Source organism: Dyadobacter pollutisoli (assembly GCF_026625565.1).
Lineage (GTDB): Bacteria > Bacteroidota > Bacteroidia > Cytophagales > Spirosomataceae > Dyadobacter > Dyadobacter pollutisoli.
The window spans coordinates 6,994,478-7,015,318 of sequence record NZ_CP112998.1; the positions used below are offsets into that span (position 1 = coordinate 6,994,478).

Here is a 20,841-nt window from a genome sequence, read left to right on the forward strand (position 1 = left end):
CGGTACTGGTCACTTTATATAAGATCGTTGCGTAACTAATTCTTGATAACCCTCGACTCGGGCTTCGTCACGCCTGCCTGCTTCGCCAGCTGCACTATTCCATTCAAAATTTCAATTTCGACGTCCGAAGCCCAGGTAGCAGGCAGGCCATAGACAATAGCGGCCACTTCACCTTCATACCCGCCTTCGCGCAGGATAGTGGTGCTGGGAATGTAGGTCATCACATCATTGGAATAGCCCATGACAAACGTTTCCTGGCCGAATATTTTTTTAATGTTAATCGCATAATCCACCACCAGCTCGCCTCCGAGCGTCATAATGGGCTGGTCGCCGAGCTTCCATACCTGCAATGGAAAAGGGTAGGAGGTGGCAAACTTTTCACCTTTGTTGATGAGGTCAATCATCCGTGTCGCCCACCGCTGCTGGTAGCCGGTGGTTTTTTCGGCCATCGCAGCTAGCTGGACTTTGGTTGGAGCGGTGGTCAGAGAAAGGTTTATCTCGGTATAAGCAGTATTGAGTTTGGCTTCCAATGGTTTCATTTCTTCGCTCAAAACCCGCTCTACGGCCGCCGCGAGCGTTTTTCCGTATTGAATAGCCAATGGTACGGTGTGTCGCGGCAATGGATTCTGATCTGCTCCCGCGCCTTGGAAGAACAATGCAACAGCACCTGGGTAAAGCTTTTCGAGTTCAATCTGAGCAAATCCGGGGTAGTCGCCCGACCATTTGTAAATGTCCAAAACCGTGGGGTGGCACGCATAGCCAAATGCAATCGCCAATAATTTTCCTTTCTGGTCAGCTACTTTCAAAACCGGTACTGCGGCATCGCCGGGGCCTGTAATTTCAGTCAGTCTTTCCAAAGTAGCCGCATCATTATTCCGCCGGTTTACCTGAAAACGGGCGACGCCATTTTGAGAATGCAAAGTAGCAGGCTGCAATGCTTTCAATGCATCGCCGGTCACCGCAACGATCTGCTCTGCGAGTTTCGTTGTGTAAGTGTCTATCTTCTTTTGCTCGTCGGCATTTAATGGATAAATGTCCGAAAGCGCGGTCCCAAGTACAGGCCCGGAATGTGTATGCGAACTGTTGAGGATGATCTGGGCCTTGGAAAGCTTGTATTTTGTGAAAATCTGCGCGCGAATATCATCGGATAATTTTTTAGGAAATCCCAGCAGATCGGTCGTGATCATCACCGCCTGCTTACCATCCGCATCTTCCAACGCCAGTGCTTTGGCCCAGAGATCGTGCAACTTGCCGTCGGCAGCGTGCGTACGTGACGCAAATCCAGCCATCCACATGGGATCCTGCGGGGTAATAGCCACTTTGGCAACGCCCGCCTTCCATCCTTTGGTTTGTGCGGAAGCCGGCAGGAAATGCAGCAAAGCCAGTAATATCAGTACGAATACCCTCATTTTTTGCTGAGCGTTTTGATTTGGTCCACGTTATTGTGAATTTTTTCAATGGCGGAGGCAATGTCTTTCATATCCGCCTTGCTGCCTAGCAGCATATTTTGAGTGAACCACACGGCTTCCTCGTTGCACATTTTATCGTTCTGCGGACATTTATTCTGCTCGTTGTATTTATTAATATCCAACATTTCCTTCGGATACATTTTCCGGTAGTTTTTGGATTCAAATGTATCTTTCAGGTAAGGCTGTGTGTTCAATGTCGCATAGCCGCTCGAACATGGCACGCCCTCGGCCTTCATCGCTTTCAGGAAATCTTCTCTGGACAGGTCTTTGAAGCCTTCTTTTTTGTAGCGGAAAGGGAATAGGTGAAATGCTCCTCTGGTAACGTTGTCATAAAGTTTGTAGGGAACAATGCCCGGGATGTCCTTAATGAGGGATTTCAAGTAAGCAGCATTCTCATTTCTTACGGTAGTCTGGCTGTCCAACCGTTTCATTTGAGCAAGACCGATTGCCGCCTGATATTCTGTAAAACGCAATTTGGTACCCTGAATAAGGCATCCGGTACTCACCGAGCCAACAGTAGTTCCATAAGCGTAGCCGAAGTTATGATAAGAAAAGCAACGGTCCATAAATGCGTCATTGTTGCTCACAATGGCACCTCCTTCACCGATCGGCAGGTTTTTGGAATTCTGAAAACTGAAACAGCCTGCGTCTCCGATCGTCCCCACTTTTTGCTTGTTATACTCAGCCAAATGCGCCTGACAAGCATCCTCGATCACCAGAAGTTTATGTTTCTCTGCAATCGTCATAATCCTGTCCATATCCACAGGCAGCCCAAGAATGTGAACGGCCATAATGGCTTTGGTACGCGGCGTGATCTTAGCTTCTATTTTGGCAGGGTCAATCTGAAATGTTTCCGGATCAATGTCCACGAAAACAGGCATAGCGCCATTGGACAAAATCGAGGAAACGGAGGCAATAAACGTATAAGGCGGCACCAGTACTTCGTCGCCGGCCTGGATACCCAATTGATTGATGGCGATCACCAAAGCATTGGTGCCATTCACTGTGGAAAGGCAGCGTTTTGCGCCGAGTGCCGCCGCCCATTCTTTTTCAAACTGTGTTACCACATGCGCACGCGACCAAATACCGCTGCGGAGCACTTCCAATACCTGTTTTTCGTCCGTTTCGGGATTCCACATCGGCCATACCGGCCATTTGTCAGCGGCCCACGCAGACGGACCACCCAATATTGCAGGCTTCTGTGCTGATTTGATATGAACTGCAAGTGGGCTGGCTATACTGGTGGAAGCGAGCGCGACACCCAGTCCGGCCATTGAATTTTGCCTGATAAACGCCCTGCGCGACACCTTTTCTTGGAACGGTTTCATTGGATTACAGATTCAGGATGACAGAATGGTTGGTTATTTTTTCGCCTTGTTCAATACACTTTCCAGTGTAACGCTTTTCCCGCCTTGCCGTTTGCTTTCGTCCGCCGCTTCCATGAAGGCAAAAATTTCAATGGTTTCTTCCGGTGTCACAGGCGTTTCCCCGGTTTTGAAATACTTAATAATATCCACCAAAAGAGGCTCGTATCCACCGTAGGGGCCCAAAACTTTGTTTCCGTCCTCGGTAAATACAGTTCCGCCGTAATCATGTTTCCCCGTACGCGTACCACGGAATGTGCCCGTGCGACCGTCCGCCCATATACCTACGACAATGTCCGTATTGGGTGTGCTGACGCGGGTTACGCTTTTACAGCCCGTCCCCATCACGGTGTACAGCGTTTCCACGCCGTGAATGCCATACCAGAAAAAGTCCGGGTGTGTTTTTTCAAGAACAGCGGGGCTATATGTGTCGGCGCCCAGTACTTTCTTTTTATCAATGCTTTCGATCCCTTTGATATAGCGCAAAGAGGAAGCCGAAAAGATGGGTATTTTATATTTTTTGGAAGCCTCATAAATCGCCAGCGTATCCGATAAAGAAGCGGCTACCGGCTTATCGATAAACATCCTTTTTCCAGCTTTGAAAACTTCCAGGGCTTGTTCAAGGTGCAGTCTTCCATCGTTGGTTTCAAGCATTACGAAATCAACTTTTCCAAGCAGTTCTTTAATTGAGCCCGTGATTTCGACACCCAGCTTTTTGACCTCCTCAATGTAGCCTGGAATACGTTTGGTACTCGATTCGATGTCTTTGCTGCCGTAAGGGTAGGCGGCAACAACCCGAAAGCCATCATAGATTGGGTCAGGCTGCTCGGCATTGAGGCCTTTGGCGAAGGCAATGCTATGTGAAGTGTCAAGCCCGATAATACCCACTCTTTTTCCCTCCGCAGAACTCGCTTTCAGGCTTGTGTAATCTAATAAACCAAGTCCGATACCGGTCGCCACCGACTTCAAAATAAACTTTCTTCGATTCAGGGAATGCATATAATTTAGGAAAAGGTGTTTAGGAATAATCTCTTTGAACAATCATTTCGGGTACGTACCCGTAAATATACTAACATATTTTTATTTACAAGTTATTGCTTTAATTGTTTACAAAAAATTTTGTGAAATATTTTTTTGGTGCTAGTATCTATTGCGTAAAGACGAGATCGCGGTATTTGCCGGATGTGGGATTGTTACATGCCTGACGGCATTTGAAAATTGAAATTCCTAGTGACGTGTTACCAATATTTCGTGCCTGACGGCACTTGGCGTTTTGGAATTTTGGCAGCGCTTTGCTTTGTTTCGCTACCCAATGTGTAGCGTCGAATTGTAGCAACTGCGAATCGCGTAGCGATAATATTGGTAGAATTATTCACCACACCTCATGTCCAAAATCGCGTAGCGATGTAACATTGGCAGAATGCTGACACCCCGAATCAATTCTGATAAAACGCCTGATTTTCCTTTGTGATAATGTCAATGGGCATGAAATGCACCTTGTCAACCGGTGCGCCTAATACCAATGTTTGATACAACGCCATCAATCCACGATAGCCTTGTTCTTCCGGTTTGTGACAGATCAGAAAATCGATCAGGCCTTTTTTGAGAAACTCGATATTTTCCTTCAAGAAATCGTAGCCAATCAGCGATATGTCAGTCCTGTTACTCTTTTCCAGAAAAGAGGCGACCGAAAAAACGCGTGAATTGGTCACAAAAATGGCTTCGATATCATTGTGCTTATGTAAAACTTGCGTCAGGTCGCGGGTTACCGACAGACTATCCGTATCCTTAATGTCAATGCGGATGATTTCGCCGGGCAGGTTATGATCCTTAAAGTATGCGCGGAAACCTTCTTCGATCTGCGGGTAATTGTAGTTATCAATCTCTTTTGAGATGTTGACTACCAGTACTTTATGGTTTTCTTTCAGCCTGTACGTGAGCAATCTGGCACCGACGTAGCCGCTTTGGAATAAATGCGGACCAATGTAGCACAGCTTGTCCTGGCCAGGAATGTCGGAATCGATGAATGTAAAAGGGATTTTGTGCTTGTGGCAGGCCTGTACAAATTGCCGTGACTCCTCGATGAAGGAAGGAGAGAGCAGGACTCCCTGAAAGTGTCCATCGAGGATCAGCGCGGCCTGTTCATTAAAAGACTTTTCACTATTCAGGTCGAAAAAGAATGTTTTTACCAATACGCCATACTTCCTGATCTCGGCTTCGGCTCGGACAACACCTTTCAGCGGCGCTTCCCAGAAATCAGTCTCTTCCGAAACACGAGGAATTAGTACCGCCAATGATATGATTTTTTTAGAAGCCAGCCGGCTCGCCAGAATATTGGGCTGGTAGTCAAGCTCCTTGATGATTTCAATGATCTTTTTCTTGGTTTTTTCTGAAACACCGGTCCGGTTGTGGATCACCCTGTCTACTGTTGCGATGGAAACATTGGCCCTTCGCGCTATTTCTTTTACCCCAAAATAGGTGTTGTCTTTCTCCATTCGGAAAGCTAAAATTTGAATGTCAAAATTTGTAAGTACTGCAAATGACTGTAATTCATTGGCGGTGCCCCTAATAAAGCGGTTTTACAATTCATTTTACGGTTTCCTTTCTGATTTTTGGTTTTTTAATTTCTCAAAATGCATTGTAAACTACGGCCCATTCCGCAAAAGGAAAGGGATCTTAATTCTAATTTTAAACAAAACCCGAACTGGTAGTCTCGGGATTGAAATATTTGATAAATTTCCCGGATTGTCCGAACCGGATCTTTTATTCTAAACCAAAACCTTCATATGTTCCGATTACTTTCTGTGCTTTTTGTTTCGCTGTGCTTATGTGTTCTGATGAGTTTTCAATCTCAGAAGCCAGCTGCAAAAACGCCTAATATTGTTCTTTTCTTTATCGATGACCTCGGTTATGGCGACTTGTCGGTCAATGGTGCATTGGGATACAAAACACCGAACCTCGATAAAATGGCTGCGGAAGGAACGCGGTTTACCAATTTTATGGCGGCGCAGGCCGTGTGCAGCGCATCCCGTGCCGCATTATTGACGGGTTGTTATCCGAACCGCGTGGGGATTTCAGGTGCATTGGGGCCTCAGTCAGCGGTTGGTCTTAGCCAAAAAGAAGAAACCATTGCCGAGCTGGTAAAAGCGCAGGGTTATGCGACTGGTATTTTTGGTAAATGGCATTTGGGAAGCGATGAGGAGTTTTTGCCGCTGCAACAAGGTTTCGACGAATACTATGGTGTGCCTTACTCACATGATATGTGGCCGTTGCATCCATGGCAGGAACGCGCAAAGTATCCACCGCTACATTGGATTGATGGTAACAAGCCAGGCAAAGAGATCAAAAACCTGGAAGACGCCAGTGAACTGACACCAACCATCACCGAGCATGCGGTTGCATTTATCAAGAAAAACAAGAACAAGCCATTCTTTATGTACGTGCCGCATCCGTTGCCGCACGTTCCTTTGGCAGCTTCGGCTAAGTTTAAAGGTAAAAGCGAGCGCGGGATCTTCGGAGATGTGCTGATGGAACTCGACTGGTCGGTAGGGGAGATTATGAAAGAGCTGAAAGCCCAAGGCCTTGACCAGAATACATTGGTGATTTTTACGAGTGACAATGGCCCGTGGCTGAACTATGGTGACCATGCAGGCTCATCGGGCGGTTTCCGTGAAGGAAAAGGAACGTCATTTGAAGGCGGGCAGCGTGAGCCTTGTATTATGCGCTGGCCAGGCGTTGTACCCGCCGGCAGGGTTTCCAATAAGCTTTTGTCTACCATTGATATCCTTCCAACCATTGCCAAACTTACAGGAGCAAAGTTGCCGAAAGAGAAAATAGACGGTATCGAGTTCACCGACTTGCTGAAAGGCGACGATACGAAGACCCCACGTGAAAATTTCCTTTACTACTACCGGAAAAATAGCCTCGAAGCTGTCAGAAAGCACGACTGGAAACTGGTATTCGCACATCCCGGCCGTACTTATGAAGGATCGCTGCCAGGCAAGAATGGGCAGCCGGGCCCAAGTCCCGAGGATCATGATTTCCCAAAAGCATTGTATAACCTCGCACGTGACCCAGGCGAGCGGTATAATGTATTAGAACAAAATCCTGAGATCGTGGCGGAGCTGGAAAAAATAGCGGATGCGGCAAGGGAGGATCTGGGTGACGATTTGCAGAAGCGCGAGGGGAAAAATAATCGCCCCGCCGGACAAGCCTCGAGGAAGTAACGAGTGGTAATTCGCTGATCCTTAATTCCCGATCATGAGAAATTGGAATTATTTTCAATTTGTCACGATCGGGACCTTGCTTGTTTGATTTTATTCTCCTTATTTTGTCTATCAACTTAGTAGACTATAAGATTGCTTTTAATCTCAAAGAATAAGTAGTGTCTGCTTCTGATACCCTAATGAACAGCCCGGTCCGACTTGCGGGAATTTTCGGTGGTTGTCAATTCAGGCGGTCGTCTGGGCTGTCGTAGGGTATCAGAAGCAAAGATACCCGTCAAATCTGCTTTTTCTCCTCTGCCGGTCAACAGAATGTGTGTTAACCGCGTCTCCAAAACAAAAAATATGCTTTTAAAGCTCGGAACTTAGCTTTTTACAAGTAATCTTGCGGTTTCAATGCCTTTTGGAACTGTATCAACTGAGTAAGTACAAATGAAGATATATATTTCATTGCTAGTCTGCCTTTTACCTTTTGTTGGTGGAAATGTCGTGATGGCGCAGGCTCCCAAGGCGGCACGCCCGAATATCATTTTTATTCTTGCAGATGATCTCGGATATGGTGATGTAGGTTTTAATGGACAGAAGCTGGTAAAAACACCTAATATTGACAAGCTGGCGAGAGAAGGGATGATTTTTAGCCAGTTTTACGCCGGTACTTCTGTTTGTGCTCCTTCGCGGTCGTCTTTGCTGAGTGGCCAGCATACGGGACATACTTACATCAGAGGAAATAAGAGCGTGGAGCCCGAGGGGCAGCAGCCTATCGCGGATTCTGTGGTAACCGTAGCCGAAGTTTTAAAAAAAGCGGGTTATGCCACTGCTGCTTTTGGTAAATGGGGCCTGGGGCCGGTAGGTTCGGAAGGCGAGCCGGGCAAGCAGGGTTTCGATCGGTTTTACGGATACAATTGCCAGAGCCTTGCGCACCGCTACTACCCGAACCACCTTTGGGATAACCAGACAAAAATAGTTCTTGAGGCCAATAAAAACCTCATGTATAGCAAAGAGTATGCACCCGATCTGATCCAGAAACAAGCGTTGAGCTTTGTAAACAGCCAGGACGGAAAGCAGCCGTTTTTCCTCTTTTTGCCTTACATTCTCCCGCATGCCGAGCTGCTTGTTCCCGATGACAGCCTTTTTCAATACTATAAAGGAAAATTTGAAGAAAGGCCCTACCGAGGGGCTGACTACGGTCCCAAAGCCACGGATGGCGGATACACTTCACAGGAGTTTCCCCGCGCGACATTCGCAGCCATGGTTGCCCGTCTGGACCTGTATGTAGGCCAGGTAATGGAAAAATTGAAAGAAAAAGGCCTGGATAAGAACACATTGGTGATCTTTACCAGCGACAATGGTCCTCACATTGAAGGAGGCGCGGATCCTAAATTTTTTAATAGCAGCGGTGGGCTGAGAGGCGTAAAGCGCGACTTGTACGAAGGAGGGATAAGGGAACCTTTTGCAGCACGCTGGCCAGGGGTGATCAAGCCGGGGAGCAAGAATGATTTCATCGGGGCGTTCTGGGACATATTGCCCACGTTTGCCGAGCTGGCTAATATAGCAGCACCCCGCAATATTGACGGCATCCCTTTCACAGATGCGCTGAAAGGCAAAGTAACTCAGAAAAAGCATGATTATTTGTATTGGGAGTTCCACGAGCAGGGCGGCAGGCAGGCTGTACGTCAGGGAAACTGGAAGGCTGTACGGCTTAAAGCTGCCGGTAATCCTGATGGTCTCGTTGAATTATACGACCTCTCCAAGGACCCGCGCGAAACGACCAATGTAACCCCGCAATTTCCTGAAAAAGCGAAAGAATTGGGGCAAATTATGAATAAAGCCCATATATCCTCTTCAATTTTTCCCTTCGGAAGCCTGGCTACGAATTAGACGAAACGAAACGAAACTTGCCAAGTCTCCCAGACTTGGTAAGTTTTTTTATATCAAACCCAATCCAGCAGCCAGCTTAATCAATGAAGCTGTATTCGATACTTCAAACTTCATTAACAGGTTCTGTCGGTGACTATTGACTGTGGTGACGCTTATAAAAAGCTGATCGGCGATCTGTGGATTAGTGAGGCCTTCGGCAATTAATAGCAACACTTCTTTCTCTCTGCGGGTCAGAAAGGGAACGGTTTTCGGGGTAGGAGAGGATGCACTCTGGTCAAAATTCACGTTCATGAAATATCCACCGGCCTGGACCTGCTGAATGGCTTCCAGGATTTCCTCCTTACTCGAACTTTTGATCAGATAACCCGAAGCACCATTCTGGATCATGCGCGACACATAAGCGCGCTCACTGAATGTGCTTAATGCCAGTGTTTTAACATCTGGAAACTGCTCTTTTACTTTTTTGCAAAGCTCAATTCCGCTGATATCGGGCAGGTTAATGTCCAGGAAAGCAATGTCGACTTCGTTGCTCTTCAAAAATGCAATCGCATCGATCGCATTGGAAGCTGTGCCGGCCATAGTTATGCCCTCGCTGTCGGACAGTAGTGATTTTAATCCTTCCAAAACCAATGGATGATCATCTACGATCAGGATTCTTACGCTCATACGAAGTTTTTTAAGGGTATGTCATTTATATTTTCAGACCAAACGCAGGATTGTTAAACCACAATCTCTACCAAAACAGAAGTTCCTTCGTCTGGTTTGGATTGAATGTCCAGCTTGCCGTTCAGGTAATCCACACGTGCCTGCACATTTCGCATTCCCGCGCCTTTGTTCTGATCGAGTATGCTTACGTCGAAACCTTTTCCATTGTCTTCCACGGTAAGGCTGACATTGTTTTCAACCCAGGTTAGCTGCACGTGAGCTTCGGTTGCTTCTGCATATTTCAGCACATTATTGAGCAATTCCTGCACAACACGGTAAAGTACGACCTCCACAGATGAGTCGAGACGTTTGTCGAAACCGAAATCCTGCATAATTACTTTTAACTGACCCGAAGCGCTGATGCCTTCGCAAAAGTCATTGAGAGCGTCTATCAGTCCAAAGCGTACCAGTGTTTCCGGCATCATGCTATGTGCCACCCGGCGCATCTCGCTGATCGCGCCGTCCAATTGTGTGAGAGCCCTGGTAAAGGTCATAGCGCTTTCCTCGGGCAGAATTACATTTCCTTTCACGGAATTTAAAGTTAATTTAATACCTGATAATAGTCCTCCCAGCCCGTCGTGCAAATCACGCGCCACGCGGGTACGTTCTTCTTCCTGGCCTTTCAAAATGGAGTTGGTGGCGACCAATTGTTTTTCCTGCTGCAGCTGCTGAACCTCCTTGTCAGCGATACGTTTCCGGATGATAATGTTTCTGTAAGCCAGCACCGATATGAGCGCCAAAGCAATAAGGCCCGCTATTAATCCATAAATGAGTGTGTTTCGTGTTTGTTTTTCCTTTTCAAGCGTTACGATCTGCTTTTCCTTTTGTGCGGTAAGGTATTTGGCGTCAAGCTCTTGCAGCTGTTTTTGTATGTCTATGCCCTGAATGGAGTCGTTCATGATGGTATATTTCATGAGGTAATCGTAGGCGGCCTTATAGTTGTTTTTTCGGGCAAGGTCAGTCGCGTAGTCTTCATAAAGCTCTACCAAATGATCGGTCATTTCATTGGCCTCGGCAATTTTAAGGGCTTCTTCCGTGTATTTGGCGGAAAGTTCCGGCTGGTTAGTATCTTCGGCCAAATACATCAGCGTTTTCAGGCATTCCATTTCCAGGAAAACATTCCCTGTTTTTCTCGCCAGTTCCAGCCCTTTTTCCCCAAACTCTTTTGCTTTGTCAAGATTTTTAAGTTTCCGATTCGTACGTGAGAGTCCCGCATAGCCCTGTATCACGAAAACATCAGACTTAATTTTTTGCGCAATGGCAAGGCCTTCACTGAAATGCGCCAGCCCTTTCGGATAATCTTTGAGATTGAAATAGGACCCGCCAATGTTGGTAAGAATATCGGCCAATTGCAGGCTGTCCTTCACGGGCCTAGCCAGTGCCAATGCTTTTTCTTTATATACCAATGCCTTATTAAACAAATTGGCATGCTCAAAAGCGGTTCCTATGCTGATATAAAGCCGTGGGAGGAATTCTTTCATTCCCAGTTTTTCAAACTGGTCCACAGAAAGTTGATAGTGTTTGATCGCTTCGAGGAAATTACCCAAATACACATAACTGGTTGCAATGTTGGCCTGGCTCTTGCCGATATTGACAGCGTGGTTCATTTCCCGCGCAATGACCAGGCTTTCTTTGTTCAATTTTAGACCCTGATCAAACTTACCCTGTAAATTGAGGATATAGGTGTAATTGGAACGGAACTTAAATTTTCCGGTAAGGTAATTCAGTTTATCGCTCAACGCACCGGCCTTGAGATAATATTTGGCAGCACTATCCAGATTCTGGTTTTCGTGGTACTGGCCATATTCAATGTAGGCGAGTACGCGGTTGGTATCTTCCTTGCTGGCCTGTATACGTTTCAGAATTGCATTCACGTCTACGCTCTGAGCAGAAGCACTGGCATATAACAATACAAGCAATGATATTCTTAAAAAAAAATTCATGGTATCCGTGAGAGGAGTATGGGCTGGAAAATTACGGGTGTAAAATTCTGAAATAAAACCTTTTAATAATATCCTCTAAAAGCATGATTTTTCAAAAATCCTACTTTTGGAGGATTGATTGCCGCTTGCGGATGAGGCTACCTTTGTCGGGTCAAAATGACAAAATCATCTCATCTATTTATTTTCAAATCAGCCATGAAAAAAGTTCTTTTATTCTTATTTGTTACGACATTATTCTTCTCCTGCAAAGATGACAAGGACAAAGATCCTGCACCGGAGCTAAGCGCACAGGTAACCGGAAATTACAAAGTGACCAAACTAACGGTAAATGGTAAAGAGCAGCCGTTGGAACTGGCAAAAGCAGTTATCACAATACAACTGGAAAAATTTTCAGCAGAAGTAGTAACCGGGATAATGAAAGCGAAGATCGACGGTGTTTCCGAGCCGGATGAAGACCTGGGCACATTGAACCTGAAAAATGCAGGAAGTACCGGAATTGACATCTACGAAGGCACCCAGAAAGTGGGAAATCTCAAATCAGGTAAACTGACCGTGTTCATCGTACTTGACGGAGATGAAATCGAAATGATTGCCGACAAACAATAGTACCTCTTTTATCAAATTATCGCCATGAAAAATTTAATAAGTCCCCTATTTCTTTACGGTCTCTGCCTTTGCTTCCTGAACTTCACATTTTCAGATGATTACTCCGAATTCGGTATTACCGAAAAAAATGTGCAAGAAAGGTTGTGGAGCTCTTTACAAAATACAACTGTAAGCTCTCCTTATTTTAGTAGTTCTGTCAAAACAGCATGCCGCGCAATTGCGCCGGAAAATCAGGCAACGGCGGTCAAAAAAGCGGGCAGTTTGGTCAAGCTATATTTTGGTTCAGAAGACTTTCAAAAACGTTATAGCGACTGGCTTGCCAAAAACTACCAGCAAACTGATACGAAGCTAAGTGAAAAAAGGCAAGCTGAGATCAGGGCTTACCGGATCAAAGACGCACAAGGGCTGACAGTTCAGAACATTGAACCGATGGTCGACATTCAGATCCAGTCGGGTGAAACTTATGCCGGAATGGAAAGTATGCTGTCGAGCCTGCCAGCGGATCAGCGCGCTGAGTTTAAAAAGACCATTGAAGACGGAAAGCGTAATGCAGCTTTCTTTAAAAAAGTTAAGCCACTATTGAAGTCAGATTTCGAAGCGTTCAAAAAGCAGTATGCCGAGCATCTTGCCCAGGAAGAAATAGCTCAGAAAGAACGTGAACTTGCTAAGAACAACAAAAACAATGCGGCGGAATACGAGAAGTGGAAAGATCCGAAAAAAGTACTTTCAGCACGCCTGAGCGAGTTTTTGGAGAAAAGTAAAGGCGTAGACTTTGCCGCTCAGACCAAAGTGGTGGCCGATCGCAAGAAGTTTGTGAATGCCGCTTACGAAGGCAAAAACGATGTGTGGAAACTGTGTTACCGGATGGGAGCAGCGCCTACCCATGCAGCCCGCGCTTTCGCACAGCAATGGCTGACTGAATTGAAATAAATAGGTTTATATACTTTTGACAGACGGGGGCTGCTGGCCCTCGTCTGTTTTCATGTCCGGCGGGAGATTTTCTTTGTCGGATTTTTTTATAACAAAATTTCAAAAACTGTTGCATTTTAAAAATCATTAAACTTACTTTGTCTATCAAATAAGTATACTAATAACAAAGCTTCTGAACCGCCCTAAGCTGAGTATTAATCCAAGCATTCAATATGAAAGCGGTTAATTTACTTTATGCAAACCTGTCGACACGGCAGGCACAGGTGGTAACTTCCTCCTTGCTTTGTGCAGATCCCCTACTTTCGTTGCAGTACTGTTGTTGTTAGCCCTGCGATACTAATCCAAGATCTTACTTCGGAAATATCCCATCAGGCAGTTTTGACTGATCATCTGAAATTTTCGGTGGTTGGCGATTTCAGTTGCCAGTCATGCTGTCCCGGGATATTTCTGAATGTTATATAGTTCGTTTATGGACCACCGGGCCACCGTATCAATCTAATTTACTATCAACATGACAATCTCAGACGTCATATTACTCGCTAAGAAGATCGCAGTGGGCATTTTTCTAACAGCTGCACCATTCGCATTGATTGCCGGAGGTATCTGGCTTGCGGTGAAATTTCTCCATTAATCTGTCCTGTTCACCTTAAAATATTTCCTGTTTATGAAAGTGGAAAGTGCCATAGCCCAAAGAATATCACGGGACGCTCTGATCAGCATTTTGCTGTATGTTGCGCCCATTGCCCTGATGTTCACAACTTTTTACCTGACTGGCTACAAACCCTGGCAGGGTAGCAACGAGCTGCCATTTAAAGCGCCCGGTTTCCTGGAAGATGTATTCAGAAACCTCAGCAGCTGGGGACTTGCGGCGATCGTCCTGGGCGTTGGCGTGATCGAATTCGCGGTCGGTCTTTATGAAAACAAATGGACCAAGAATGAGCGCACGCTGGACATTGTCTGCTTTGTGGTACCCAAATTAGTAGTTAAGCCGTTTGTAGCATACTTTGGATTGCAACTGATGCCATACCTTTTGCCAGCTGCCAAGAATATCTTCGAATGGGTTCCATTCTGGTGGGCATTTTTGATCATTGCAGTTGCCGACGATCTGACGCAGTACTGGTATCACCGCATTCATCATCAGCTACCATGGCTCTGGCGTTTTCACCGCACGCACCATTCAGCGCCTTATATGGGTATGGCAATGGCCGGTCGGCAGAACATTATCTATACCATTTTCTTCTCACAAACTTACCTGACGGTGGCTCTCACTTATCTTGGGTTGGGTTATGCAGCATTGTTTGTCAAAGTGGTCAAGTCACTCATCACTACCGGCGCACATTCGAGTATTCCCTGGGACAAGCCGTTTTACGAAATCAAATGGCTTAATCCGATCGGCTGGGTATTGGAACGACTGATTTCCACTCCTGCCACGCATTATGCACACCATGCTGATACGGCAGACGACGGCATCGGCAATTACAAAGGCAATTTCGGGAACATGTTTTTCGTCTGGGACCTGATTTTCGGGACAGGCATCATTACCCGGAAATATCCAACTTCATTTGGTATCAAACATTACCAGGAAGAGGAATGGTATGCCCAGTTCCTATGGCCTGTTTTCAAATCAAAAAAGGAAGGCAGCGAACTGGCAGCCAACGGCCCAATGGTCGGAGATGCCGTACCAGAGACAGAAACCGTTACATTGAAACAGGAAACGGCGAATGTGGCAGTTGCCTAAAAAGCGATTACTGTATTAATCCCTGACAATTCCTGAAACCTGTTTAAGGTACGGATTCGAGCGGTACTGTGGGTATATAGCCTGCGGTACCGTTTTTTGTTTAATGCTGTGGAAATCCTTCACCACGCTCACCCTACCCGTGCGTAAACCGTCTCCGTAGCCTTATCTTCCTGCCCATCAGGGGAGATGTTGTAGGCTGTAATGGTGATGTGATCGTTGTCGATGAGCTCGACGGTGGTGCGCCAGCCCCAGGGCTCGGGCATATCGGGGCCGCCGTAACTTCCCAGAACTGAAAACCCTTTTTCGATCAATGAACCGCCGGAAAGCATGATGCCGGTCCCCATGTGAAAATTATCGATCCAGGCTGCCTGGAAAGTGTTGCTGGCAATGTCAAAACCATAAATGGACATTCCTTCAAAAGCATCCCCGCTCAACCTGCCGCTGTATTCGTGCAGCAGGAACCGCCCGCCGAGTATCGGCCTGATCGTTCCCGACATGGGCGACTCGTCGGCGATCACGCCCGGTTCAAACCAGGTGGTCGTGTTTCCTTCCCAACTTCCCGTAAAGGATTGAAGTTTCTGATGAACGCCTGATTCCAGTGATATATCGAATTTAGTTTTGCCCATGATTCAGTTTTTTTGCCAGTAATGGTAGTAAATCCTTTTTGTCTATGACAAAAATAGGAATAAAGGTTCAGCTTAATAATGGTTTAAAAAGCCATAAACAGGGGTATTTGAGACAAAAAAATATTAACTTGGCAAAAAATATGGTACATAAGAGGAGTTAAATGACTGAATTAAACTTGTATTAAGGATGGTAAATCTAGGTCTTTTGATAACACACAAGCACCGTTTGCTAAGTGTTGCTGCTTTGTTAGATGTTTTTGAATCCGTCAATGGATTTTATGAAAGGGCAAACGAGCCGACGTTCTTTAATATCAATTTACTTTCTCCTGAAATGCAGCCGGGCCAATTCTATGGCTCGTATCCGATGCAGTCTATCCACTCTGCTGAGCAGCAGGATTTAATATTAATACCTGCCTTCGGGGCCGGTGATCTTAAAATTTCGATAGCCAAAAACCAGATGCTTATTCCCTGGCTTTGGGACCAATATAAAAAAGGGGCTGAGCTGGCCAGTTTTTGTACCGGCGCATTTTTGCTGGCGGCTGCGGGACTACTCAATGGTAAAGAGGCAACTACTCACATCGATTCGGCCCAGGCCCTGGCCTCTAATTTTCCCGAAATAATCATGAAAAGTGATGCGGTAGTAACCGAGGACAAAGGGATCTACACCAGTGGCGGTGCTACCAGCAGCTTTCATTTAATGCTTTACCTGATCCAGCGGCATTGTGGCAAGGAACAGACTTTACGTACCGCCAAGATGTTTGCCATCGATATGGACCGCGAGCAACAAACCTATTTCGGGACCTTCATGCCTTCACAGAACCATGGTGATGGGCTGGTCAATATGGCGCAGCAGAAAATTGAAAAGGAGTACCAGGAAGGCAGTACCATCGAAATGCTGATCCAGGATATTCCTGCCAGCAGGCGTAATGTGGTACGTCGGTTCAAGCAGGCGATAGGCGTTACGCCCATTGAATATTTACAACGCACGCGCATTGAAGCGGCTAAAAAATTGCTAGCGCAGACAGATCAGAGCGTTCTGGAAGTAATGCTGAACTCGGGGTATAACGATCTCAAATCTTTCAGACAGCTGTTCAAAAAAAGTACCGGCGTCACCCCTAAGGAATACCGGTACAAGTTCAATATCGCCAAACTGGACAGCAGGGTTAGTTAATTTACCTTAGCCACTTTTCTGAATGCGCGGTCATTACCTTGTTTGATCTCAATGATATAGATGCTGGCGGGGAAATTGACCATGTTCAGTTTGTGTGAAAATTTATTGTCCGATTTTTGGATGCGGGTATCTTTATACAACCGTCCCGATTTAGCGTCAAACACTCTGATCTCCACCTCAGCGGTAAGCTCGTTGGCCAGGTCAATGCTGATGAAGTCCGCTACCGGGTTAGGATAAACATTTACCGCCACATGCAAAGGTTCCTCGGGCGCTGCCGGTTGTGTTGCACCGGTCCTTGCGTTAGAATCGTTGGACGCGATCACGAAAATGGGGGTTTCCGTAGCTGTAACGGTCACTTTGCCGTCTACGATCGGTAATTCCGCCATATCCATGTTGTCGCTTCCTGCTTTCGGGGTGTAAATTTTAGCAATGCCCGTCGCATTGAGATTGAGCGTATATGGAGCTGTTCTGCCAATTTCATCGGGTACAGTAAGGATAAACACCGACTTCCCGTTGAGTTCGTAGCGGTCTACGATAGGATCGGAATGGATTGTTTCCTTGTAAACATATTCGCCAAAGAGCTTGTTGGTCTGGACGAAGAAATCCGCTGCCGGCCTGCGGGTCTGGTTGTCGTTCAGTAATCCCGAAGAGCCAAACATCCCTCCCGCAGGATTGTCATCATACATTTGGTAAAAGAATAACTTTTCAATGCCGTGACGCGCCGAAAACAACGAAGTGCGAAGTATCCAGTCAGCCTGGGTCTGCATCGGGGATTTGTCACCGATTGCAATGGCCTTCAACGGGCTGTTTTCACTCAAATCGTAGCCAGTTTCTGTGATCCAGATGGGTAGATCATTTGATACTTCACGAGCTACTTTTACAAAATTGTCGAAGATCAGGTTTGCATTGGTTTTTTCAGGAGCTGCGCCACGTGTCGAAGTTCCGCTCTGGCTGGAAGATGCATTGTCGGTATATATGTGAAAATTAACGACATCCCAGCACAGATTGACAGTTCCATCCGGGTTGTAGCCGCGGAACTCCCTGCACCAGTCAACCATTCCTTTTACGTAATCCGGGCCGGTTACAAGTCCTGCTATAACCACTTTCATATTTGGATCTGCGTTTTTTACACCTACTGCAGCTCCCATTGTATTTTTGTGACCATCGTAAAATGCTGAAAGGTTTGCTGCATATTCACGTGCGGTTTGATAACCTTTGCGGCCTTTCCACCATTTGTCTCTTTCGTTGTCACATTCAATGTATTTGATCAGGTTCAGGCCGATTTTTACTGTATTAGGATAGTCGCCGTACCATCTTGGTGTAGTTGAAACGCTAAGCAATGAAGGATTTACATTTGGGTTGCTGCCATAGCGAGCTGCATATTGGAATGCCACTTTGGCCTGCTCAATGTAAGAAATTGGCTGTGTAAAGTCTTTCCCGTAGCGTACCGGCACATTTTCTGAATCTCTTTGGTCCGTGGGGTAAGTATTCAGCATCCAGTTCGGCAGTGTTTTAAGACAGGCCAGTACTTCTATATTTTCCTGCTTGCACCTTTCGTAAATGAGGTCATAATTCCAGCTTCCGCTCAATGTAGGGTTGTACGAAAATACGCCTTCGGTCGATTCCAGTTTTTCCCAGTCCATATAATGACGCAGGCCGGTAAAACTCTTGGCAGCTGTCACTTTGCTTTCTACCAATGACCCGGTATGCGCGCCGTCCTGGAAATTCCATTCATAACCATTCACGCCCAGCATATCTTTTATTTTGATACTTTTTGCACGGGCTGCCTGTCCCGAGGGGCTTGGTGGTGTGTAAGTTCCATAAAATTCAATCTCCGTAGGAAGTATGTTGGGGATCGTCAATACAAGATAACGGATATTTGAAACGGCCGCATCCAGGTTAAACTGCGCGTTTCTATTGGGATAGGGTCCCACCCAGCCATTGTAAATTTCGCCGGTAAACGTAGCGACGGGAATACGTTGCCACTGGTCGGTAATTACGGACAATACCATCGGCTGGTCAATTGCGGAGCCAGTGTAGTCGAAAAATTTGACACCTTGCAAGGTGATTTGTTCACCATCCTGCAGGGGATAGTACGCTTCGTAATTATTGATGATTTTTCCCCAGCCTGTAAACACATTTTCTTGTGTCTTACCGTCAAAAAAGCCGTCCAGTCCATTCGAAGCATTAGTCAGCTGGTACCAGCGTTTTGGGTCAATGGGGATTTTTGTCCCGATATTAGCGTTTTCAGTGCTTCCGGTTACCGTAACGTTCCTTAATACGCTAGCTGCCGCTAGGTAGTTGTTGTTCCCTGGCTGTGTAGCGGTAATCGCTGCTTGCCCGGCCGCATTGAGTGTAGCTTTCCATACACCGGTCGCGTTTGACACTGATACAATCGATGGATTGGACGAGGTAAAAGAAATCGGCGTTTCAGGATTGGTACTGCTTGCAATCAGGTTAAACGATCCCTCAGAAAGGTTTTTGGGTGTTATTTCATTAAATGTGATCACTGATTGACTCTGTACCGATCCCGGTGTCACCTCGAACCAGTTGAAGTTAAATGCGCCGCGATTGGCGAAAATCCGGATGATTTGCCTACCGGCCGGCAGCACAGCAGTAGTGCGAATGGTGGTGTACGTTTGCCACCCTCCGGTACGCGGTACATCTACCGAGCCCAGGACAGTACCTGCGCTATTTCTAATCTGGATATTACCATTCCCGTAGCTGTTGGAAACTCTGAAATTGAATGTATAAGTACCGGCAGTTGCGATGCTTACATTGTAGTCGAGCCAGTCGCTGTCGTCAATGTAAGTCACTGTTGAGCCACCGTCCGTATCGGTAACTGCTTCAATCCTTACGTCTTTCGCGACGTCAAAGGTTTCCGCTTCCATTTTTCCTGTCAATGGGCGGGATGCTTTCGCTTCAAACCAGTTGAAATTCCAGCCACCTTTTTCAGCGAAGATTCTCAACGTTTGATTTCCTGCAGGAAGCGATGCGATGAGGTTGATCGTTTTCCAGCCTTGCATTCCGCCGGTTTGCGGAACCGTAAGACGACCCAGTTCCGATCCGTTGCTGGCTTTCATAACTAGTGTCGCTGCGGGGCTGTTACCATTCGCAACTCTATAACTGAATGTATAAAAACCGCTTTCAGGAACGTGAACTTTGTAGTCCATCCAGCTATTGTCCTGTATCCATCCCACATTTCGGCCGCCGTCAGTATCCGTGGTGTTTTCGGTGGCAACGTTGTTCATGGCATCAAAAGCCTCTGCCTCTATTTTGGCGGGAATTACTTTCCCTATCACCGTTACCGGCTCTGCAGCAGTTGTAAATTCAAACCAGTTGAGACTGAAGGCACCCTTTTTCGCAAAAATCCTTACTACCTGACTTCCGGCAGGAAGGTCCAACTCGGTACTAATCGTCTTCCAGCTCTGCCAGCCGCCTGTTTGAGGTACATTAACCTGCCCCAGCACAGTGCCAGTCGCATTTTTTACTTCAATAACGCCGCTGCCATAGCTATTGGCTACTCTGAAATTGACTGTATATCTTCCTGATGCTGTGGTCTTTAAATTATAATCCATCCAGTCGCCATCGTCAATGTAGTTAACATCGAGTCCACCGTCTGTATCAGCTGTCGTTTCGGTCCGTACGTCGCGCATGGCGTCAAAATTTTCGGCTTCGATCCTTCCCGCAATAGCTTTGGAAGCCGATGCTTCGAACCAGTTGAAATTCCAGTTGCCTTTGTCAGCGTAAATCCGCAAAGTTTGTTTTCCCTGGGGAAGCAATGCGATGAAACTCACCGTTTTCCAGCCCTGCATTCCGCCTGTTTGAGGCAAAATGATTTGACCGAGAACGGTACCATTCGAAGATTTGAGGGATAAAGATGCATCAGGCGTGTAGCCATTTGCAATGCGAAACCTGAAAGTGTAGTAGCCCTGTGTAGCAACTTCTGCGTTGTAGTCCATCCAGCTACCGTCGCGAATCCAGCCTACATTCTGGCCGGCACCCACATCAGTAGTAGGCTCAGTGCCTACTGCGTTCATTGCTGAGAAGTCTTCTGCCTCGATCTTTCCTGGAAGTGGTTTATACGACTGGGCAAGCGTGGTGAGGGTACAAAAAATTAAGGAGATAAGTAAAAATCTTTTCATTCAAATCAGCATTAAATTTTTTGAGGGGATACAAGGTTTTTTA

14 protein-coding genes are annotated in these 20,841 nt (G+C 46.4%); 6 read left to right on the forward strand and 8 right to left on the reverse strand.

What is annotated here, in order from left to right:
- Positions 1-35: 35 nt before the first annotated feature.
- The 4 genes from ON006_RS29090 to ON006_RS29105 all read right to left on the reverse strand — a co-directional run bounded on the left by ON006_RS29090 (position 36) and on the right by ON006_RS29105 (position 5,328).
- A complete protein-coding gene (locus tag ON006_RS29090) occupies positions 36-1,409 on the reverse strand; it encodes a neutral/alkaline non-lysosomal ceramidase N-terminal domain-containing protein (RefSeq protein WP_244821689.1) in 1,374 nt (457 codons plus the stop codon).
- Positions 1,406-2,797 carry a DegT/DnrJ/EryC1/StrS family aminotransferase gene (locus ON006_RS29095; RefSeq protein WP_244821690.1) on the reverse strand — a complete coding sequence of 464 codons (1,392 nt, stop codon included), beginning with the start codon at positions 2,795-2,797 and terminating at the stop codon, positions 1,406-1,408. The genes ON006_RS29090 and ON006_RS29095 overlap by 4 nt, the downstream gene beginning before the upstream one ends.
- A gap of 33 nt (positions 2,798-2,830) precedes the next feature.
- Positions 2,831-3,832: a Gfo/Idh/MocA family protein gene (locus tag ON006_RS29100; protein ID WP_244821691.1), complete on the reverse strand. Its 1,002-nt coding sequence runs from the start codon at positions 3,830-3,832 to the stop codon at positions 2,831-2,833.
- A 437-nt stretch (positions 3,833-4,269) separates the two neighbouring features.
- Positions 4,270-5,328 carry a substrate-binding domain-containing protein gene (locus ON006_RS29105; protein ID WP_244821692.1) on the reverse strand — a complete coding sequence of 353 codons (1,059 nt, stop codon included), beginning with the start codon at positions 5,326-5,328 and terminating at the stop codon, positions 4,270-4,272.
- Positions 5,329-5,619: 291 nt separating this feature from the next.
- Here ON006_RS29105 and ON006_RS29110 point away from each other — a divergent pair, with 291 nt between their 5' ends.
- Together ON006_RS29110 and ON006_RS29115 are read left to right on the forward strand one after the other, a co-directional pair.
- Positions 5,620-7,059 (forward strand): sulfatase family protein, encoded by a 1,440-nt coding sequence (locus tag ON006_RS29110; RefSeq protein ID WP_374760221.1) that lies wholly within the window; start codon positions 5,620-5,622, stop codon positions 7,057-7,059.
- Between the two features lie 429 nt (positions 7,060-7,488).
- Positions 7,489-8,934 (forward strand): arylsulfatase, encoded by a 1,446-nt coding sequence (locus ON006_RS29115; RefSeq protein ID WP_244821693.1) that lies wholly within the window; start codon positions 7,489-7,491, stop codon positions 8,932-8,934.
- 48 nt (positions 8,935-8,982) lie between these two features.
- Here the strand turns inward: ON006_RS29115 and ON006_RS29120 are convergent, their stop codons facing one another.
- Positions 8,983-9,600, reverse strand: a complete 618-nt coding sequence (locus tag ON006_RS29120; RefSeq protein WP_244821694.1) for a response regulator — start codon at positions 9,598-9,600, stop codon at positions 8,983-8,985.
- A 53-nt stretch (positions 9,601-9,653) separates the two neighbouring features.
- A complete protein-coding gene (locus ON006_RS29125; protein WP_244821695.1) occupies positions 9,654-11,582 on the reverse strand; it encodes a tetratricopeptide repeat-containing sensor histidine kinase in 1,929 nt (642 codons plus the stop codon).
- A 195-nt stretch (positions 11,583-11,777) separates the two neighbouring features.
- On the opposite strand from ON006_RS29125, the gene ON006_RS29130 reads away from it, so the two are divergent.
- The 3 genes from ON006_RS29130 to ON006_RS29140 all read left to right on the forward strand — a co-directional run bounded on the left by ON006_RS29130 (position 11,778) and on the right by ON006_RS29140 (position 14,856).
- The gene (locus ON006_RS29130; protein WP_244821696.1) at positions 11,778-12,188 is read left to right on the forward strand and encodes a hypothetical protein; all 411 of its coding nucleotides are present in this window, start codon (positions 11,778-11,780) and stop codon (positions 12,186-12,188) included.
- A gap of 24 nt (positions 12,189-12,212) precedes the next feature.
- Positions 12,213-13,118, forward strand: a complete 906-nt coding sequence (locus tag ON006_RS29135) for a hypothetical protein (RefSeq protein WP_244821697.1) — start codon at positions 12,213-12,215, stop codon at positions 13,116-13,118.
- Positions 13,119-13,782: 664 nt separating this feature from the next.
- The gene (locus ON006_RS29140) at positions 13,783-14,856 is read left to right on the forward strand and encodes a sterol desaturase family protein (protein ID WP_244821698.1); all 1,074 of its coding nucleotides are present in this window, start codon (positions 13,783-13,785) and stop codon (positions 14,854-14,856) included.
- 128 nt (positions 14,857-14,984) lie between these two features.
- Here ON006_RS29140 and ON006_RS29145 read toward each other — a convergent pair whose 3' ends face one another.
- The gene (locus ON006_RS29145; protein ID WP_244821699.1) at positions 14,985-15,482 is read right to left on the reverse strand and encodes a DUF1579 domain-containing protein; all 498 of its coding nucleotides are present in this window, start codon (positions 15,480-15,482) and stop codon (positions 14,985-14,987) included.
- A 187-nt stretch (positions 15,483-15,669) separates the two neighbouring features.
- On the opposite strand from ON006_RS29145, the gene ON006_RS29150 reads away from it, so the two are divergent.
- Positions 15,670-16,653, forward strand: coding sequence for a GlxA family transcriptional regulator (locus ON006_RS29150; RefSeq protein ID WP_244821700.1), 984 nt, complete (start codon positions 15,670-15,672; stop codon positions 16,651-16,653).
- Here the strand turns inward: ON006_RS29150 and ON006_RS29155 are convergent.
- On the reverse strand, positions 16,650-20,798 hold the full coding sequence (locus tag ON006_RS29155) for a carbohydrate-binding protein (RefSeq protein WP_244821701.1): 4,149 nt from the start codon (positions 20,796-20,798) through the stop codon (positions 16,650-16,652). The two genes, ON006_RS29150 and ON006_RS29155, sit on opposite strands and share 4 nt — an antisense overlap.
- Positions 20,799-20,841 lie beyond the last annotated feature (43 nt).

Excerpts from the sequence above, each read along its gene's own strand:
- ON006_RS29090 (WP_244821689.1), bottom strand. The coding sequence starts at position 1,409 with ATGAGGGTATTCGTACTGATATTACTGGCTTTGCTGCATTTCCTGCCG.
- ON006_RS29095 (WP_244821690.1), bottom strand. The coding sequence starts at position 2,797 with ATGAAACCGTTCCAAGAAAAGGTGTCGCGCAGGGCGTTTATCAGGCAA.
- ON006_RS29100 (WP_244821691.1), bottom strand. The coding sequence starts at position 3,832 with ATGCATTCCCTGAATCGAAGAAAGTTTATTTTGAAGTCGGTGGCGACC.
- ON006_RS29105 (WP_244821692.1), bottom strand. The coding sequence starts at position 5,328 with ATGGAGAAAGACAACACCTATTTTGGGGTAAAAGAAATAGCGCGAAGG.
- ON006_RS29110 (WP_374760221.1), top strand. The coding sequence starts at position 5,620 with ATGTTCCGATTACTTTCTGTGCTTTTTGTTTCGCTGTGCTTATGTGTT.
- ON006_RS29115 (WP_244821693.1), top strand. The coding sequence starts at position 7,489 with ATGAAGATATATATTTCATTGCTAGTCTGCCTTTTACCTTTTGTTGGT.
- ON006_RS29120 (WP_244821694.1), bottom strand. The coding sequence starts at position 9,600 with ATGAGCGTAAGAATCCTGATCGTAGATGATCATCCATTGGTTTTGGAA.
- ON006_RS29125 (WP_244821695.1), bottom strand. The coding sequence starts at position 11,582 with ATGAATTTTTTTTTAAGAATATCATTGCTTGTATTGTTATATGCCAGT.
- ON006_RS29130 (WP_244821696.1), top strand. The coding sequence starts at position 11,778 with ATGAAAAAAGTTCTTTTATTCTTATTTGTTACGACATTATTCTTCTCC.
- ON006_RS29135 (WP_244821697.1), top strand. The coding sequence starts at position 12,213 with ATGAAAAATTTAATAAGTCCCCTATTTCTTTACGGTCTCTGCCTTTGC.
- ON006_RS29140 (WP_244821698.1), top strand. The coding sequence starts at position 13,783 with ATGAAAGTGGAAAGTGCCATAGCCCAAAGAATATCACGGGACGCTCTG.
- ON006_RS29145 (WP_244821699.1), bottom strand. The coding sequence starts at position 15,482 with ATGGGCAAAACTAAATTCGATATATCACTGGAATCAGGCGTTCATCAG.
- ON006_RS29150 (WP_244821700.1), top strand. The coding sequence starts at position 15,670 with ATGGTAAATCTAGGTCTTTTGATAACACACAAGCACCGTTTGCTAAGT.
- ON006_RS29155 (WP_244821701.1), bottom strand. The coding sequence starts at position 20,798 with ATGAAAAGATTTTTACTTATCTCCTTAATTTTTTGTACCCTCACCACG.